Raw genomic sequence first — 19,089 nt, 5'->3', positions numbered from 1 at the left:
CACTTATATTTGTGTCATTTTTGAGATTTTGTTTTGTATATATGTTGAAAAATGCACGTTAAATTATTGGCATAGTTTTTGCTTATTAAAAATAAAGTCAAAATAAGCAAAATCGAAGGAGGAAACAAATGTATAAAATAGTTGAAAAAAGAGAGTTAGCACCAAACATAATACTTTTGGATATAGAAGCACCAAGAGTAGCTAAATCAGCAAAACCAGGACAGTTTGTAATAGTAAAGACAGATGTAAAAGGAGAAAGAGTACCTCTTACAATTTGTAATTATGATGCAGAAAAAGGAACTGTTACTATAGTAATTCAAGCTATAGGATGTTCTACAAATAAAATGGTGTCCTTAAATGAAGGAGACTATATTGCTGACTTTGCAGGTCCTTTAGGCCAACCATCAGAATTTATACACGAAGATATAGAAACCTTAAAGAATAAAAAAATAATATTTGTGGCAGGTGGTGTAGGAGCTGCACCAGTATATCCTCAAGTAAAATGGTTGAGAGAAAATAACATAGATGTAGAAGTTATAATTGGAGGAAAAACTAAGGAATATCTTCTTCTTGTAGATGAAATGAAATCCCTAGGTGCTGTTGTACATACTTGTACAGATGATGGTTCATCAGGTTTTAAAGGCCTTGTAACTAATCTTTTAAAAGATCTTATAGATAAAGGAAATAAATACAGCGAAGTAATAGCTATCGGACCAATGATTATGATGAAATTTGTAGCTAAGCTTACAAAGGAATATGATATAAAAACAATAGTAAGTTTAAATACACTTATGGTAGACGGAACAGGTATGTGTGGTGCCTGCAGAGTTACAGTAGGTGACTCAACTAAGTTCACTTGTGTTGATGGACCTGAATTTGATGCTCACTTAGTAGACTTTGATGAAGCTATGAGAAGACAATCTCTTTACAAGAGTGAAGAAGGCAGAAAACTTATAGCTGAAGAAAAGAAAAAAGGACATACTTGTAGCTGTATGGATGAAAACAAAAAAACACCAGATAGAATGAAAAGAACACCAATAAGAGAACAAGATCCAAAAGTAAGAGCTAAAAACTTTGATGAAGTTTGTTTAGGCTACAGTAAAGATGAAGCTGTAGAAGAAGCTCATAGATGTTTAAACTGTAAAAAGCCTTTATGTGTTTCAAAATGCCCTGTATCTATAAATATACCAGACTTTATATCTAAGGTTAAGGAAGGAAACTTTGAAGAAGCTGCTAAAATAATATCAGAGTCCAGTGCACTTCCGGCAGTATGCGGAAGAGTTTGTCCTCAAGAGAGCCAATGCGAAGGTAAATGTGTACTTGGAATAAAAGGTGACGCTGTAGCTATAGGTAAGCTTGAAAGATTTGTAGCAGACTGGTCAAGAGAAAACAATATAGATCTTTCAGATAGAAAACCTAATAATGGTAAAAGAGTTGCAGTTATAGGCAGCGGTCCTGCAGGACTTACTTGCGCAGGAGATTTGGCTAAATTAGGTTATGATGTTACTATATTTGAAGCACTGCACGAAGCTGGCGGAGTTTTAGTTTATGGAATTCCAGAATTCAGACTTCCAAAGGACACTGTAGTTAAGCATGAAGTAGAAAATGTTAAAAAACTAGGTGTTAAAATAGAGACTAACGTAGTAGTAGGAAGAACTGTTACTGTAGATCAACTTTTAGAGGAAGAAGACTTTGATGCAGTATTCATAGGTTCCGGTGCAGGATTACCAAAATTCATGGGAATACCAGGAGAAAACTTAAATGGAGTATTCTCAGCTAATGAATTCCTAACAAGAAATAATCTTATGAAAGCTTTTAAAGAAAATTATGATACACCTATAAAGGCAGGCAAGAAAGTAGCTGTTGTAGGTGGAGGAAACGTTGCTATGGATGCTGCTAGAACAGCATTAAGACTTGGAGCAGAAGTTCACATAGTATATAGAAGATCAGAAGCAGAACTTCCAGCTAGAGTGGAAGAAGTACACCACGCAAAAGAAGAAGGAGTAATATTTGATGTTCTAACAAACCCTACAGAAATCATAGGTGATGAAAATGGATGGGTTAAAGGCATGAAATGTGTAAAAATGGAACTTGGCGAAGCCGATGCATCAGGAAGAAGAAAACCTGTAGTTGTTGAAGGCTCAGAGTTTATATTAGATGTTGACACTGTAATAATGTCTCTTGGAACATCACCAAATCCATTGATATCTTCAACTACAAAGGCCTTAGAAATAAATAAGCATAAATGCATAGTAGCAGAAGATGAAACAGGAAAAACTTCAAAAGATGCAGTATATGCAGGTGGCGATGCTGTAACAGGAGCTGCTACAGTAATACTCGCTATGGGAGCAGGTAAAAATGCTGCTAAGGCTATAGATGAATATTTAAGCAAATAATAATAATCCCCAAGTGTGTAATAAATCGCTTGGGGATGTTTTGCGTGTTTATAATTATTTATTATCAAAGTCATTTCCTTTAAAAATTACATTTTTAAAAGTGATATTATTTTTCTCATTTGTTAAGGTTTTAGACAAATTGTTCTCAATAGTAGAATTACTAACGGATACCTTTGAATAAATATCAAGACTGAATAAATTCTGAGAATAATCAGAGAGTATTTTATTATTAATTATGTTACACTTTTCAAAATTTGCATCGCTATGAGAAATATTAATTAAATAATATTTTTCATTATCCTTAAAGGTTGAATTATTAAAATTAAGGTTTGAGGAATTATTTACAGTCATAATCCCATAGGAACAGTCTCTAATAGTTGAGTTTATAAATTGAAGCTTATCAACATTATCTAAAGTCAACCCTTCTGTTCCGCAGCCAAATAAATCGGAGTTGTCTATTTTTATATCTTTGCAATTCTCAAATTTAAAAACTCCACCTGTACATTGACCTTTGTTAGGATAATGACCAGCAACTACACCTGAAATATTTATGTTATTAGAATTTGTAAAGTGCATAACATAAGCATATCTTGGGTCAATTAATAAATTTACCTTTGCCCCCTGCTCCGCTTCTATAGTTAAATTATTTATATCCTTTATTTGAATCTCATATCCATCAAAAACTTGATTGTATTGAACATATTTGTTATCTAATACTTTTGGTTCTAATAAATTATAGTCCCCAGATTTTAATATAACTTTAGTATTTGGAGCTATACTTTGTACTAGTTCCTTTGAATTACTTACGTTAACTACTTTTAAAGTTCCATTATCTACAGGATTTATAGAATTAGCTAGGCTTTCTTTTATGCTATTTGGAATTACACCTTCTCCACCTAATACCACAATATTCCTAACATCTTTATCTTTAATATAATCCTTAACCTTATCAATATTATAGTTATTAACTAAAATTACAGGAGAATTAGTTTTAGCTGCTAAGGCAGAACCACTCAAGCTATCTGGAAAATCATTACCAGAAGCTATAAAAACCGTATTGAAATTTATTTGTTCTTTAAATTTGTTGATTACATTAATATTTCTATCATATTTATCAGTACCATCTATTCTTTCCGCATTTAAATTAGCTACTGAATTAAATATATTTTGTGATAGAGAATTTGTATCTCCCACTACATAGGATTTATGTACACTTTTGCCATTAATAAAATTAACTATATTTCTACTTAAATTATCCTTAGGACTTAATAGTATAGGTACATTTTTTATAGAAGCTATAGGCGCTGCTGATAAAGCATCTGTAAAATCTTCACCACTAGCTATAAAAATTTCATCATGTGTGCCTAAATTTTCAGCGATTTTAGAAGAAGTTTCATATCTATCTATTCCCGATAGTCTAGTAACCTTAATATTGATATAAGATAGCTGACTATCTATATCATTAGATATTACACCTGTTCCACCTAATACAAATACTTCTTTAACATTTAATCTCTTAAGTTCAGACATTATGTCATTGCTTAAAGAATACTTAGAAGTAAGAATAATAGGACAATTATATTTTTTTGCTAAAGGTGCCGCTGATAAAGCATCTGGATAGTTTTCACCACTAGTTAATATAGCATAATCGGACTGATTCCATCCTTCCCTTGAAATAGCAATAGATGTAGAATACCTGTCGTTTCCAAAAAGTCTTTTAGTGGTTACATCAGATGCTTGTACAGCTGTTGGAATTGTTAATAAAGATGCTATTAGCATACCAACTAATAACAAGTTTTGAACACAGAGTCTTTTAAATCTACTAGCCTTGTAATTAATTACTAAAGCTTTCATATATTCATCTCCTTTTATGGTTATTTATATATATTTTAACATATATTTCATTATATAGTCTTTATTTTAAAATAAAATTCGATGAATAATTTATAATATTATATATTTAAACATTTTTATAAAGAAGAAATTCATGATAATTATGCTACAAAATCTTTATCATTATTTTTTCTCCATTAATATCCTTTTCTCCATTAAACTTAAATCCAAATTTTTGGTATAGATGTAACGCACACCGATTGTCATCATAAAGGCTTAGATAAATTTCATCGCAATGATATAGTTTGACAAGGTGTGCAATTAATGCTTCTAACATGATACTTCCAAGTCCTTGCCCTTGAAAACGCTCATCAATTAAATATCTATCCAGCCACACCCTCCCCTTCTGACCCTCTCTTGGGAAAAATCCATACATTGCAAATCCGACCAAAATTCTATCTTTATAAAGTCCTGCTGGTTGGTAATAGTTACATTCTACAGCATCCTCCAAACATTGCTTTGTAGATTCCACATATGATTTTTGAGGTGTACTTACATCCAAAGCTAAAACCTCTTTTAAGTTCTCTTTTGTAACCACTCTGATTTCGATATTCATATATTTCCTCCTTAAGACTAGACTGCATTGCAGAAGGATTATACTTCTGCTGCTACCTTATTCGCAAACTGACTATTATAAAGTTTCTCATAAAATCCCTTTTTATCAAGAAGCTCCTGATGCCTTCCTTGCTCTATGATTGTTCCCTTTTCCATTACTAAAATTAAATCTGCATCACGGATAGTAGACAATCTGTGAGCAATCACAAAGCTAGTTCTTCCTTGCATCAAATGATTCATTGCTTTTTGGATTTCTACTTCGGTTCTTGTGTCAACGCTGGACGTTGCCTCATCCAAAATCAGAATTGATGGATTGGCAAGTATAGCTCTTGCAATAGTGAGAAGCTGTTTTTGCCCCTGAGACACATTGGAGCCGTCCTCATCTAAAATTGTTTGATACCCCTTAGGCAAGGTTCGGATAAAATGGTCAGCACGAGCAGCCTTTGCTGCAAGAATCACGTCGTCCAAATCCGCATCCAATCGGCTGTAGGCGATATTATCCTGTATGCTGCCGTGAAAAAGCCATGTATCCTGCAGCACCATTCCAAACATAGTTCTTAGTGAACTACGGCTCAGCTCTTTAATATCTACGCCATCAATAGTAATTCTTCCACCCTGAGTTTCATAAAACCGCATGAGTAGGTTGACAAGGGTTGTTTTTCCTGCCCCTGTGGGGCCAACAATGGCAATTTTATCTCCAGAATTTAAGTTGACATTAATATCCTTCATCAGAATATTGTCGTTGCTATAACCAAATTTGACATGTTCAAATACAACTTCTCCTTTAGGATTTTTAATAAGCTTACTATTTGACATATCTGGGGTTTCTTCTATCTCGTCCATTATTTCAAAAACACGCTCTGCTGATGCTACAGCAGATTGAAGCATATTTATAATATATGAGATTTCTGTCATTGGCTCGGAGCACATGTCCACATATTGAAGAAATGCCTGAATGCTCCCCAGCGTCATGGTTCCCTGTACTGCGAAAATACCACTGACAACAGCAATGATAACATAGCCAATTTTCTCCAAAAACCTGATAAATGGAGCAATTGAGTAAGCCGAAAACTGTGCTTTTCTGTTTGCATCATATAGTCTCTGATTTATATTTCTAAAAGCTTCCAACGAATCCTTTTCTCCACTGAAGGCCTTAATGATAAGCTGTCCTGTAAATGTTTCTTCAATGGTGCTGTTTAATTCACCGAGAATTCGCTGGTTATCTGCAAAATATCCCTCTAGTTTATGTGAGATTCTCGTTGTTACAAGCATGGACACAACAAGCGTTATGATAGCAATTAGCGTAAGAACAGGGCTTATTGTCATCATAATAATTATGGCAATTATTATAGTTACTATGGAAGTAATGAGCTGCATTAATCCTTCCTGTAAGCTATCCGCAATTCTCTCCAGGTCGTTGGTGGCACGACTTAATATGTCACCTTTCTTGTGTGTATCATAATATTTTAGCGGCAAGCGATTGAGCTTGTCACTTAATTCTTTACGCAGACCCAAGGTAAGATTTTGTGATACACCTGACATCATATATTGCTCGAAATATTTAAATAGTGAAGTTAAAATGTAGATTATTAGTAAGATTCCAACAATCTCTCCCATTGTGCTAATATTCACGCTGAATTTCACTCCAGTTTTCATAGATGCTTTGATGCCATTATACAGCTGATCTATAGCTTTTCCCATCACCAATGGAGCAGCAATGATAAGTGAAGAACTAATCAGCACTGAAATTAAAATTGCCAAAAACCTAAATTTTTGCTTTGCTAAAAGCTTTATCAAACGTAAAGTAGTCCTTTTTGCATTTTTTGCTCTCTCTACTGAGGTATCGGCAATACCATTATCCTCTATTTTAATTTCCTGGTTTGTATTCTCCTTCATAGTGACCTCCATTACTGTTAAATCTGTTAGGCCTCGCTAAGTTGGGAAGCCGCAATCTGTTTATAGACATCACAACTTTTCATTAATTCCTCATGTCTTCCGATGCCTACAATTTTTCCTTCATCTAGTACAATAATTCTATCTGCATCCATTATGGTACTAATACGCTGTGCCACAATGACGGCGGTGGAACTGCCTATTTCACTTTTTAGTGCTCTTCTAAGCCTTGCCTCTGTCTTAAAATCAAGGGCAGAAAAGCTGTCATCAAAAATGTATATTTCTGGCTTACGAATCAACGCTCGTGCAATTGACAAACGCTGATTCTGGCCACCTGACAGGTTATTGCCGCCCTGTGCAACGTGAGAGCCATATCCATTTTCTAGACTAGTAATAAAATCATGAGCCTGAGCTGCCTTCGCAGCATGCTCTATCTGCTCTTGTGTGGCATCCTTTTTACCATATCTGATATTCTCTGTTATTGTTCCGCTAAAAAGAAATGCTTTCTGAGGAACAAGTCCAATTTTATCCCGAAGCTCTTTTTGTGATAAATTCCTGATGTCCGTACCGTTTACCATAATACAGCCGCTTTGAACTTCAAAAAATCTTGGAATCAGCTTTGCTATCGTTGATTTTCCCGATCCAGTACCTCCTATGATTGCTGTGACTTCTCCTGATTTTGATTCGAAGCTCAAATTACTCAGTACTGGCTCCTCTGCATCAGAGTATTGAAAGGTAACACTCTGGAACTCAAGATGAGCATATTCTCTTCTTTTCAAGTGTTTTGAGCTTCCGTCTGTGATTTCAGGAGCTATAGCAAGTACTTCATTAATTCTGTCTGCGCAGGCCTGTGCACGGGGAATATACATAAACATCATGACACCCATAATAAGGAAATACAAAATAAGAAAACAGTATTCTGCCATAGCCATTATATCGCCAATCTGCATATTACCTTTCACCACTCTTTTTCCGCCAATCCATAGAATACAGACAATCCCCAAATTCATAATCATCATAATCGCTGGAATTAAAATAGCAATTATTTTATTTACTTTGATAGCATTACCTGCATAATCAGCAGCTGCTGTATCAATTCTGCCTTTTTCATATTTCTCACGATTAAATGCACGAATAACACGAATGCCTATAATCGTTTCTCTAAGAATACGATTGATATTATCCATTTTAATTTGCATCAGCTTAAAAAGAGGAATAACCTTTTTCCCTAACAGAAAGGCAATTAACATAAAGGCAATCATAGTTGCCACAATAATTAGCGCCATTACCTTATCCTTTGCAAAAGCGAGACACAAGCCTCCTATGGCCATAATCGGTGCAGGTAGTAACATTTGAATAAACATTACTGTAGTTTGCCCAATTAAGGTAACATCGCTGGTAGTTCTTGTAATCATGGATGCTGTGCCTATTTTATTAAAGTCATTTATAGAAAACTCCTGTGCTTTCATGAACATTGCTTCTCGAATATCCTTTGCAAATCCAGAAGAAAGATTCGCAGACAGCCGAGAGCCTGCCACAGCAGCCGCTGCCGTTAGTGCCACTGTTAGCAGCATGAATACTCCAGTTTTGATAATATATGATATATCTCCTTTTGCCACACCATTGTTTACAATTTCAGCGGTGAGTGTTGGGATATATAAGGTACCTAGCGTCTGTAAAAATGTAGCCAATAATATAACAATAACTACTTTTTTATGAGGCTTTAAAAAACGAAACAATCTTAACATATGAATCTCCTTTTTATTGCATTTGCTTGTTGCTAGTTTTATAATAATGTATAACGTAACCGGATAGTCAAGAGGAGATGTGAATTATGAATAAAAATTTACATAATTATTTTACAACAGGGGAATTTGCAGAGCTTTGTGGTGTAAATAAAAGAACCCTTTTTCACTATCATGATATCGGACTGTTTTGTCCTGCTATAACAGATGAAAAAGGCTACCGATATTATTCATACCGCCAGTTTGATGTTTTTTTAATCATATCCATACTAAAAGAATTAAATGTTCCGTTGAAAAAAGTGAAAACATATCTTGATGAAAGAACACCTGAGGGGTTAATTAATTTATCAAAGTCAAAAATTGCAGAAGTTGATAGGGAAATAGAGAAGCTAATTACAATCAAACACTTATTGGAAGAAACTATTGTCTTTACGAATAAAGGAATACACGCAGATTACAATAGAATCATGCTTGAAGAGCAGGAAGAAGAATACATAATCCGCAGTGCTTTGCTGAAAGAAGAAAGTAATAAGGATTATATCAAATGGATGCTGGCGTTTACGAGCTTCATAAATAGCACTCAATCAAAAGATACTTCTTTTGTAGGTACAATGCTTAGTAAAGAGAATATTGCAAATAATAATTACAACAATTATTCTTATTTTTTTGCAAAAACAGATAACAAACATATCCTCCCCTCAATTGCTTTGAAACCCAAGGGCTTGTATGCTGTTGCTTATCACCGCGGAAGTTATGAAACTACATATAAAACTTATGATAAGCTGTCAAATTTCCTTGAAAAAAATCACTTAAGCATGGGTGAATTCGCCTATGAGGAATATCTTTTAGACGAAGTTGCTGTGAAAAGTGAAAATGATTATATTACACAAATTACAGTTGCTGTTGAAAAAATGTAAGCTAAGAATTGCATAAATTATAAGCAGAGTTATAAATATATCTACTAGCTAAAAATCCACATAATGGCGACTCAATCTTAAGAATCGATAGTAGCTTTGATTTAAGCAGATAACATCGAAAGGCTACTTTCAAATAACAGCTGTAAAGAGAATAGGACTATATACAAATTTATATATAGTCCTAAGGCTTTTATCTTTTCATATACCTAAATAATCTTTATCTATAGTTATAATTGCATTGTAATTTGGATACAATTTTTTTAATCTAAAATTTATATCTTTTTGTAAGTTAAGTTCTTCACTTTTTGTAAGCCTATGATCAGCACCAATTACTACATCAAAAATTAAATTCTTATTTTCTCCTTCACCTACCACTCTAAAATCATGAAAAGATTTCACTATAGGAACAGTTTTTAGTGTCTCTGTAAGTTCTTCTCTGGCCTCTAATATTTCCTTGTCGTCAGTGTTAATGGGGTCCATGTGAATTGCCAAATAAATATCCAAGACGGTAGATATTTCTTTTTCTGCTCTATCTATGATTTCATGTATTTTAACTATTGGTATATTTGAAGGAATCTCAGCATGAATAGATGCAATAATTCTTCCTGGACCATAATTATGTACCAGTAAATCATGAACTCCATTTATATATTCATATTCTAAAAGCATCTCTTGTATGCTTTCCACAAGCTCCTTTTCTGGTGCAGCACCAAGAAGAGGATTTAAAGTATTTTTTACTAAATTAAAGCCAGCATAAAGAATAACTAAAGAAACAATCATACCTATATATCCATCTATAGGCAAAGATGTAAATCTAGAAGCTAAAAGAGCAAGTGCTACTGCTGCAGTAGAAAAAACGTCACTAATAGCCTCTACACTTGAGGCTTGAAGTGCAGAAGAATTTATCTTATTTCCTATATCCTTATAAAACCTGCCAAGCCATACCTTAAGCACTATAGATATTAGCAGCAAAATAAATGGTATAAGAGAAAAACTAACAGGAGCAGGGTTTTTAATTCTATTAAAAGAGCTTTTAACAAACTCATACCCTACCATCATAACTAAAAATGCCACTATCAAGCCTGAAATGTACTCAATTCTGCCATGTCCAAAGGGGTGTTCTTTGTCCGCAGGCTTTCCAGATAACTTAAAGCCAAAAATAGTTACCAGTGATGATGCTACATCTGAGAGATTGTTGAAGGCTTCCGCCGTAACTGCAATACTGTTTACAGCAATTCCCACAGTAAACTTAATGGCAAATAGAGCCATGTTTATCAATGCCCCCATTATTCCCCCAAGGTATCCATATCTCTCTCTCACTTTTTTACTTTTAGTATCAGAATAACCTCTTACAAACTTATTTATTAAGAAATTAGAAATCATTGGTGCACCTCGTTTAGAATGATTATTTGCTTTTTATTAGTATTTTCTCTTTCTGTAAAAAATAATCATAAGTACAGCTGATATTAAAGCCATAATTGCTCCATAATAAAACGGTGCTCTATTATTAATATTATCGTAAAGTAATCCAGCAATAATACTAGCTGGAAGAAGAGTTATCCCTACAAGACAATTATAAATTCCGAGTCCTGTACCTCTTTTATTTTTATCAATGAGATCCGAAACTAAAGCCTTCTGTATACCATCAGTAGCAGCGCTATAAAGACCATAAAGAGCAAATAATAATATCACGGAGACCTTACCATTTGTCCTTCCAAATCCAAAATATATCAAAGAATATAGTAAATATCCAAATATAATAAGTCTTTCTCTTCCTATCTTATCTGATAAGATGCCTGCAGGCATTGCAAAAATTGCCGATACAGAGTTAAATATCAGGTACATTATTGGAATAAATGTATCACTTATTCCTACATCACTTGCCTTTATTAATAATAACGCATCAGTTGAATTGCCAAGGGTAAATATAAATACTATTACAAGAAAGAAATAGTATTTATTTGAAAAATCTCTAAAGCTTATTTTACCTAGCAACTCAGTCTTATCCCTTTTGGCTTCCTTAACAAGAAAAATAATAGCTGACAAGCCTAATAAACCTGGTATTGCAGCAACTAAAAATACTCTTCTGTAACTTCCTGGGAATAATATCAAAATTCCAAATGCTAAAAGTGGTCCTAATATGGCTCCGCTGTTATCCATAGCTTTATGAAATCCAAAGCCCTTACCCTTTGTTTTATCTGTAGATGAAGCGGCAACTAAACTGTCCCTTGGTGCTGTTCTAATTCCTTTTCCAACCCTTTCTGAAAATCTAATAATCAGCACTTGAAGCGGCGACGTAACAAATGCAAATAACGGAGAAAGGATTGCTGTAAATGCATATCCTATTATCATGAAAGGTTTATTCTTACCAATCTTATCACTCCACCAGCCTGATAATGCTTTCAAAACAGATGCGGTACTCTCGGCAACCCCTTCAATCAAAGAAAGCTCTGTTTTTGTTGCACCTAATGTCATTAGAAATAATGGCATGACTGCATATATCATCTTGGTAGTAGTATCCGTTAAGAAGCTGGTAATTCCCACAAAAAAAATATTGGAATCGAGTCCTAAAATCTGTTTATCTACTCTCTTATTTTTAATCATACCACTTTCCTCCCATATAATTCATCTATTTATCATTATGTTTGTAAACCAACTCACTGTATTCTTCAAAGGACTTTTTTATAATCTCTAGCATTTCCTTTGCTCGCTTGGCCTCCGAAGAGTTAAATATATCCCTCACTTCTATCTTTCCATGCCATGATATTAATTTTTCTAATTCCTCCTCTTCTTCTTCAAGCTCTGCAAATGTGAACTTTTCCTTTGAAATCTCTTTTTCAATCTCCTTAATATATTTCTCACATTCACTAATGAGTTCTTGATACTCTTCATCTCGTATTTTGTTGAAAAGTGACACTACTCTTTCTTCATGCTTCTCATAAAAAAACATACTTCCCATCAATAGAGTTTCGCCATTATTAGATTCAATATCTTGAGATATTTTTTGCAAAGCGTCATAATTTTCTCCACTGTTAGGAAGAAGCCACATAGATTGCTGAACATTTACAGCGCCTAATTTTTTTAGTTTCCTCCATATAGCTACTCTATGTCTTGAAGGTTCTGTTGGAAGATTATAATTTATTGCAAGCCATTTTATTTTTTCCATATCAGCAACTCCTTTGTAATATTCGTTACATTTATTGTATCCTGTTGTAACGAATATTACAATACAATAACTTTTTGCATAAAAAACACCGATCAAAATGCAAATTGCACCTCGATCGGCAGTTTTATTCTATAGAATTCAATATATTAGGGTTTACTACACTGCCCTAAGGTTTACTTTAACATCATAAAAAGTACTTCCTTTACCTTGATCAGTAAGTCGTTGTGAAGTTAATGCATTTACTGAACGGTTGCCTGATGTGTATTCAAGCCACCATACACCTTCAGTAACAACAACACCTCTCGGAACTTTAGGTGTAATTTTGAGCTTAAAGGTTACTTCTCCACGTTCGTTGTAAGCAATGACACTCTGTTCGTCTTTAAAGCTCATTTTAGCAGCATCATCAGGATTCATCTGTAATAGCATTCTATTTGTTTTCGTCAGGTCCTCTCTCTCATTAAAGGATGAATTCAATAATCGAGCATCAGGAGAGTTGATCAGCCAGAACTCTGCTTTATCCCCATGGGGCTCAAGATACTTTGGCAAAGGCTCATCTTCCTTAGAATTTAAAATCTCAATTTTCCCTGAAGAGGTTTTAAACTGAGTCTTATAATTATCAGGCATCGGTAATTCTAATGGTCTCCCTTCAAGCAGTATTTCAATCTCAGTACTTGCCAGCCATGAAGATGGTTTAGCTAAAATACTATCAATTAAATCATCCGCAGATTGATTGAAAAAAGGCTTATTTATACCCATTGCCTCGGCCAACAAGCAAAATACTTCCCAGTTGGATTTTGCCTGTCCTACTGGCGGAATCGCTGCGTAAGCTCGCTGTATCGTATAATGTCCATAAGCACGATACAAGTCGCTATGTTCAAGTGAAGTGGTTGCCGGTAATACTATATCAGCATATTTTGCTGTATCAGTCATAAAACGTTCATGAACTATAGTAAATAGATCTTCTCTAGCTAATCCCTGCAATACCCTATTCTGATCAGGAGCTATTGCCGCTGGATTGGAATGATATACATATAAACTCATTATAGGTGGATCCTTAACTTCATTAAGTGCATTACCTAATTTATTCATATTTATAATTCTTGTTGTTTTTTCTTGAAAGTCTTCATGAGTTACTAGGCTTGTATCATATGCACCTCCAGTAGATGTACCAGTAAGCAGACCACCTCCTGTTTTTCCCCAAGCTCCAACTAGTGCAGGTAGACAAGTAATTGTACGTACAGTCATCGCACCATTGCCATAACGTGATAGGCCGCTGCCAAGTCTAATAAATGATCCCTGAGCTTTAGCATACTGCCTTGCCATATTTTCAATTATATCGGAATCAATGCCGGTTATCTCACTTACTACCTGTGGTGAATAATTTGGTAGAACCTCTAATTTAAGTTCATCATACCCTTGTACATGTTTCTTAATAAATTCCTCATCAGCTAAGTTTTCTTTAGCTATTACATGCATCAATCCAAGAGCTAAAGCACCGTCAGTACCCGGTTTAATTATAAAAACCTCATCAGCAATCTTAGCCGTGGAATTTTCATAGGTATCGATTAACCATACCTTTGCCCCTTGTTTTTTAGCCTCATTCATGTCATGTATAAGGTGAATACTAGTTGCCACTGCATGAATTCCCCACAGAATAACTAAGTCACTTTTCTGAATTTCTTTAGGATGAGGTCCCATTGTTTTCCCCATTACTGCGTTCCAACCATACTCTTTTGCTGGTGAACAAATAGTACGTTCAAGCCTTGATGCACCTAAACTATAAAAAAATGGATGTCCAGAATTACGCTGAACAAGACCCATTGTTCCAGCATAGGAATATGGCAGTATTGATTCTGTACCATGCTTTGCAATAATTTCATTCCACTTTGTCTTTATATGTTCAATAGCCTCAGCCCAGGAAATAGACACAAATTTACCACTTCCTTTAGGGCCAGTTCTTCGCAATGGTGTTAAGATTCGCTTTGAAGAGTGAACTGTTTTTTCATAATGAGCCATTTTCGGACAAAGAGTTCCTCGTGTAAAAGGATGCTCCGGATCACCCTGTACTTTCACAGCTTTTCCACCGTCTACATGAATAAGCAAACCACAGGTGTCAGGACAATCATAGGGACAAACTGAGCGTAAAATTTCCATAAACTATTTCTCCTTTTCCTATCATATTTATATTTTAACTTTCCATTTAGATATCTATATAACTTCTTTTAAAGTAGAAATCACATCTGCTACTAGCTTTGGACAGAAATCTTTTCCGCAGTAATGTCATCTATACCCAATTCAGCTGATATACTGCTTAAAACCACTTGTGAACAGTCGAATCCTTCTGAAAAGGCATTTAATATTTTTTGTTCATCCATTTATTTTCCCTCCCCTTTTGTCTTTGATTCTCTTTAAGCTTCACTTTATTATAACATGGAAAGTTTTATGATTGTGATTTCAATCAAACATTAGCTTAGACTATTAAGGGGCTAAACCATATTAGCATGTTAAAGGGTACTCCAATTGAAAAACGTACAATATGTAAGGTTAACTTGACGTTAAAGTAAAATATTGCTATACTTGGAATGTAAGGTTAACATTACAGAGGTGATTATTAATGAAAAATAGACTAAAAGAATTTCGCGAATCTCTCGGTTTAACGCAAGAACAACTAGGAGAACTTGTAGGTGTATCGAGGCAAGCAATTAATTCTATTGAAACGGAAAAGTTTGAGCCATCTATATGGTTAGCTTATGATATTTGCAAAGTTTTTCAGCGTTCCATAGAAGAAGTTTTTCTTTTTGAAGAAAGTGAAAGAAAATCTAGAGCAGAGAAAAGTAGAGGTGTAGTTTAAATGGCATTAAGACAAATTAGACTTTCCGATGATGAAATATTAAGAAAAAAGAGCAGAATAGTTGAGGCGGTAGATGATAAAATAAGACAAATACTTAATGATATGGCTGATACTATGTACAATACAGAAAATGGTGGCGGATTGGCAGCCCCTCAAGTAGGTATATTGAAACGACTAGTTGTAATAGACATGGGGGAAGGACTTATAAAATTAGTTAATCCAAAAATAATTAAGCAAGAGGGAATCCAAGAAGTTATAGAGGGATGTTTAAGCATTCCTAACACTTGGGGAAGGTTAAAGAGACCTTCAAAAGTAACTGTACAAGCATTAAATGAAAATGGAGAAGAAATTATCCTAGAAGGTACGGGAGACTTAGCAAAATGTTTCTGTCATGAAATAGATCATTTAGATGGTATTCTCTTTACTAATTTAGTTACTGAATATATAGAGTAATTCTTAATTAAGAATAGTAATTAACTCTCTTATAAATCGTCATATCATAAAGATAAAACAATATTTGCCGTCGCACTTCAAAGTGTGGCGGCAAATATTGTTTTAATGGATAATTCTAGCAGGTCTTTCTTTGCCTATGACGAATATATATAATTAGACACTTATTTAAAGTATTTACAAAATTTACAGGAGGGTATATTAATATGTATAAAAAAACATCAATTTTTATTTGCGGACTGATATTAACATTAGGACTTTCCGCAACTTCAAATGTTAAAGCTGCTTCCTCCATAGAAACTAAAAGACTATGGGGAATTGATAGATATGAAACTTGTTCTGAAGTTGCAAAGGAAGGTTGGACAACTTCAGACTATGCAGTAATAGTTAACGGAGAAAACTTTCCAGACGCTTTAAGCGCATCAACTTTAGCTAAAAAATATAATGCACCTATTTTGCTTACTCAATCTAATACACTAGATGCTAACTCATTAGCCCAACTAAAGAGATTAAATGTGAAAAATGTTTTTATAGTTGGTGGTGAGTTTGTAGTAAATAAAAGCGTCGAAAAGTATATAAAGAGCCTGGGAATACAAACTACAAGATATAGTGGGCAAGACAGAAATGAAACCTCAGTAAAAGTAGCAGAAGAAATAGGAACTGACTTTGGTATCATTATAACTACTGATAGCGACTTTACAGATGCTCTTTCTGTAGCTCCTATGGCAGGTTATTATAAAATTCCTATTATACTAGTTCCTAAAGATAAAGTACCTGATTCAGTAAAAAAATTTATCTTAGGTAAGACTATTCCTAAGACTTACGTACTTGGAGGTACCGATATCATTAGTGACGCTGTAGCTTCTAAGTTTCCAAATGTACAGAGAATAACTGGAGAAGATAAGTATACAAGAAATATAAATATTATAAACACTTTTCCAAATCAACTGAATTTCACTGATGCATATCTAGCTTACTCTGAAAAATTTGCAGACGCTTTAAGCGGTTCAGCTTTAGCGGCTTTAAGTGGCAATCCTGTAATTTTAGTGGGAGATAAACCTACCCCAGCCACAGAGAATTTTATAAAGTCAAGGCACTTTAGCAAATTCTCTGTTTTGGGTGGAGAAGCCGGAATCAGCCAATCAACTTTAAATAGCTTAACTTATTCCGCCACAAATGGTAACAATAATATAAGGGATGACAATAAAATAGTTTTTAAAGACATAAATCTTGAAACAAAAGTAAGAGCTCTGGCAAATAGACCTAAAGGAGACCTATATAAGGTTGATGTTAAGGATATTACAGGTTTAATATTTAACCTTACTCTAAAAACAGATGATTATAAGGAAATAAAAGATATTACTGGCATTGAGAATTTAATTAATTTACAAGATTTAGAGCTAGCTGCTAATCAAGTAAGTGATATAAGCAATTTAAAAAGTTTGACTAAACTAAAGTGGCTTAATTTGTTAGGTAATCAAGTAAGTGACATAAGCTCATTAGAAAGATTAACTAATTTATATGAACTTAATTTATGTTTAAATAAAGTTAGTGATATAAGCGCATTAAAAGGATTAACTAACTTAAATATACTTAACTTAGCTATTAACAAAATTAGTGATATAAGCTCACTGAAAGAATTGACTAATTTAAAGAACCTTGAATTAGGCAGCAATAACATTAGCGATATAAGCGCATTAAAAGAATTAACTAGTTTAACTAATCTTGATTTAAGTAATAATAAAATTAGTGATATAAGTGCACTAAAGAAATTAACTCGCCTAAATTCTCTTAATTTAAACGGAAATCCAATTAGTAATGCCGATAAAGAAGCATTAAAAAAAGAATTACCTAACTGTAATATTACCTTTGAATAAATTTTATAAATATGAACCAAAGGAGCAGATTTTCTTATCTGCTCCTTAATTACAAAATATATTTTCTATTCGTAAAATTTTATTTCTTAATAATAGGTATCCAAACTTCACATTTATAATTACTGTCATTTGGATTACCTGGTAGATAAATCTCTAATTCCGGTGCATCTGCATGTTCATATCCTGTTGCAGGAAACCATTCCGAAAAAATGCGCTTCCACACTTCTTGAAGAGCTCCTGGAATTGGTCCAACTGCTTCAAATATTGCCCAGGTAGCTGCAGGTATCTCTTTTTCAACTAAGTCATCTGGCACTTCAGTTTTTAGTTTCTCAACTGCAATAACATAAGTAAATTCACCCTTCTCATGTTCAAAATCTGTGCATACACCTAATACCCCTAAGCTTCCCGCAATCTTAAATAATTTTTCGCATAGACCATTATTGTATGATTCCTCCCAAAACTTTGGAATTGTTTCAAACTGCTTGCCACAGTCAGTTTTAACTTTTTTACACTTCCCAATAATTTTAAATCCTTCCTTGTCAACAATCCTATAGTTCATAACTTTATCCCCTTAATTTATTTATAATTTTTTTAATAATTTATCTAAAGTTATTAATATATTATTTCTTTTCCATTTCAAGAAGCTGATTTACAGTCTTAAATGTATATCCTTTCTCTTTTAAACCTTCTATTATGCCTTTTATAGAATTAATAGTTATATCCTTTTCATCGTACATAGGATGCAAAAGTATTATTGAGCCCGGCTTGGCATTATCAATAACATATTTTACAATTTTATTGGAGTCTGAATTAATCTCTGGATATGAATTAGGCTCTAAATCCCATAAAATAGTCCTGCGATTATTTTGCTCTAAGTAATATGGAAGTAAAATAAGTTTTTTACCGTTTGGTGGTCTAAACTGTATAGTATCGTTATATCCTATCTTTCTAATTAATCTGTCAGTATCCTCAATTTCTTTTTTAATATATGATGGTGACTTAAAAACCATACGATTATGAGAATATGTGTGATTACCTATTTCTTGACCTGATATTACTAATTTTTTTGCTTCATCGGGGTATTTATCTATTTCACTTCCAATTAAGAAAAAGGTAGCCTTTACATTTTCATCCTTAAGAATAGATAAAATTTTATCAACTTTTTTTGATGGGCCATCATCAAAGGTTAAAGCTACTACTTTTTCTTTAGTATTAACTCTATTGACTATTCCTCCAAAAAACTGAAAGTTTCTTGAGTTCATAATTTTATAAGTACCAAAGCTAGTTAAAAAAAGTGCTATAAATATACATAATAATAACAGATTTCGCTTCTTCAATGCTTGTCC

The 19,089-nt window shown here is 33.7% G+C and carries 16 protein-coding genes; 5 read left to right on the top strand and 11 right to left on the bottom strand.

The window, feature by feature from the left end; genetic code table 11:
- Positions 1-128: 128 nt before the first annotated feature.
- Positions 129-2,396 (top strand): bifunctional dihydroorotate dehydrogenase B NAD binding subunit/NADPH-dependent glutamate synthase, encoded by a 2,268-nt coding sequence (locus ACZ5N4_RS08345; protein ID WP_464208914.1) that lies wholly within the window; start codon positions 129-131, stop codon positions 2,394-2,396.
- A 54-nt stretch (positions 2,397-2,450) separates the two neighbouring features.
- Here ACZ5N4_RS08345 and ACZ5N4_RS08340 read toward each other — a convergent pair whose 3' ends face one another.
- The 4 genes from ACZ5N4_RS08340 to ACZ5N4_RS08325 all read right to left on the bottom strand — a co-directional run bounded on the left by ACZ5N4_RS08340 (position 2,451) and on the right by ACZ5N4_RS08325 (position 8,485).
- Positions 2,451-4,250, bottom strand: a complete 1,800-nt coding sequence (locus tag ACZ5N4_RS08340; RefSeq protein WP_464208912.1) for a cell wall-binding repeat-containing protein — start codon at positions 4,248-4,250, stop codon at positions 2,451-2,453.
- A gap of 145 nt (positions 4,251-4,395) precedes the next feature.
- Complete coding sequence (locus ACZ5N4_RS08335; protein WP_464208910.1) at positions 4,396-4,845, bottom strand: N-acetyltransferase family protein; 450 nt, start codon at positions 4,843-4,845, stop codon at positions 4,396-4,398.
- A gap of 38 nt (positions 4,846-4,883) precedes the next feature.
- Positions 4,884-6,740 carry an ABC transporter ATP-binding protein gene (locus ACZ5N4_RS08330; RefSeq protein WP_464208908.1) on the bottom strand — a complete coding sequence of 619 codons (1,857 nt, stop codon included), beginning with the start codon at positions 6,738-6,740 and terminating at the stop codon, positions 4,884-4,886.
- Between the two features lie 26 nt (positions 6,741-6,766).
- Positions 6,767-8,485, bottom strand: a complete 1,719-nt coding sequence (locus ACZ5N4_RS08325; RefSeq protein WP_464208906.1) for an ABC transporter ATP-binding protein — start codon at positions 8,483-8,485, stop codon at positions 6,767-6,769.
- 86 nt (positions 8,486-8,571) lie between these two features.
- Between ACZ5N4_RS08325 and ACZ5N4_RS08320 the strand changes: the two genes are divergently transcribed.
- On the top strand, positions 8,572-9,399 hold the full coding sequence (locus tag ACZ5N4_RS08320) for a MerR family transcriptional regulator (protein WP_464208904.1): 828 nt from the start codon (positions 8,572-8,574) through the stop codon (positions 9,397-9,399).
- A gap of 198 nt (positions 9,400-9,597) precedes the next feature.
- On the opposite strand, the gene ACZ5N4_RS08315 is transcribed toward ACZ5N4_RS08320, so the two are convergent.
- The 5 genes from ACZ5N4_RS08315 to ACZ5N4_RS08295 form a co-directional block, all read right to left on the bottom strand.
- The gene (locus ACZ5N4_RS08315; RefSeq protein WP_464208903.1) at positions 9,598-10,782 is read right to left on the bottom strand and encodes a cation diffusion facilitator family transporter; all 1,185 of its coding nucleotides are present in this window, start codon (positions 10,780-10,782) and stop codon (positions 9,598-9,600) included.
- Positions 10,783-10,818: 36 nt separating this feature from the next.
- Positions 10,819-12,003, bottom strand: a complete 1,185-nt coding sequence (locus ACZ5N4_RS08310) for an MFS transporter (protein WP_464208901.1) — start codon at positions 12,001-12,003, stop codon at positions 10,819-10,821.
- A 25-nt stretch (positions 12,004-12,028) separates the two neighbouring features.
- Entirely contained in the window at positions 12,029-12,565 is a 537-nt protein-coding gene (locus tag ACZ5N4_RS08305) for a Chromate resistance protein ChrB (protein ID WP_464208899.1), read from the bottom strand.
- Between the two features lie 156 nt (positions 12,566-12,721).
- Positions 12,722-14,719, bottom strand: coding sequence for a molybdopterin-dependent oxidoreductase (locus ACZ5N4_RS08300; protein WP_464208897.1), 1,998 nt, complete (start codon positions 14,717-14,719; stop codon positions 12,722-12,724).
- 92 nt (positions 14,720-14,811) lie between these two features.
- Positions 14,812-14,940 carry a hypothetical protein gene (locus tag ACZ5N4_RS08295; protein ID WP_464208896.1) on the bottom strand — a complete coding sequence of 43 codons (129 nt, stop codon included), beginning with the start codon at positions 14,938-14,940 and terminating at the stop codon, positions 14,812-14,814.
- Positions 14,941-15,179: 239 nt separating this feature from the next.
- Between ACZ5N4_RS08295 and ACZ5N4_RS08290 the strand changes: the two genes are divergently transcribed.
- The 3 genes from ACZ5N4_RS08290 (at position 15,180) to ACZ5N4_RS08280 (ending at position 17,743) form a co-directional block, all read left to right on the top strand.
- Complete coding sequence (locus tag ACZ5N4_RS08290; protein ID WP_464208894.1) at positions 15,180-15,416, top strand: helix-turn-helix transcriptional regulator; 237 nt, start codon at positions 15,180-15,182, stop codon at positions 15,414-15,416.
- Positions 15,417-15,869, top strand: a complete 453-nt coding sequence (gene def / locus ACZ5N4_RS08285) for a peptide deformylase (protein ID WP_464208892.1) — start codon at positions 15,417-15,419, stop codon at positions 15,867-15,869.
- Between the two features lie 203 nt (positions 15,870-16,072).
- Positions 16,073-17,743 carry a cell wall-binding repeat-containing protein gene (locus tag ACZ5N4_RS08280; protein WP_464208890.1) on the top strand — a complete coding sequence of 557 codons (1,671 nt, stop codon included), beginning with the start codon at positions 16,073-16,075 and terminating at the stop codon, positions 17,741-17,743.
- A gap of 79 nt (positions 17,744-17,822) precedes the next feature.
- On the opposite strand, the gene ACZ5N4_RS08275 is transcribed toward ACZ5N4_RS08280, so the two are convergent.
- Entirely contained in the window at positions 17,823-18,302 is a 480-nt protein-coding gene (locus ACZ5N4_RS08275) for a GyrI-like domain-containing protein (RefSeq protein ID WP_464208888.1), read from the bottom strand.
- A 61-nt stretch (positions 18,303-18,363) separates the two neighbouring features.
- The gene (locus ACZ5N4_RS08270) at positions 18,364-19,080 is read right to left on the bottom strand and encodes a polysaccharide deacetylase family protein (RefSeq protein WP_464208886.1); all 717 of its coding nucleotides are present in this window, start codon (positions 19,078-19,080) and stop codon (positions 18,364-18,366) included.
- Positions 19,081-19,089: the final 9 nt, after the last annotated feature.

The sequence above is a fragment of the Clostridium nitrophenolicum genome, assembly GCF_055391695.1.
This window is presented reverse-complemented; position numbering and strand designations above follow the sequence as displayed.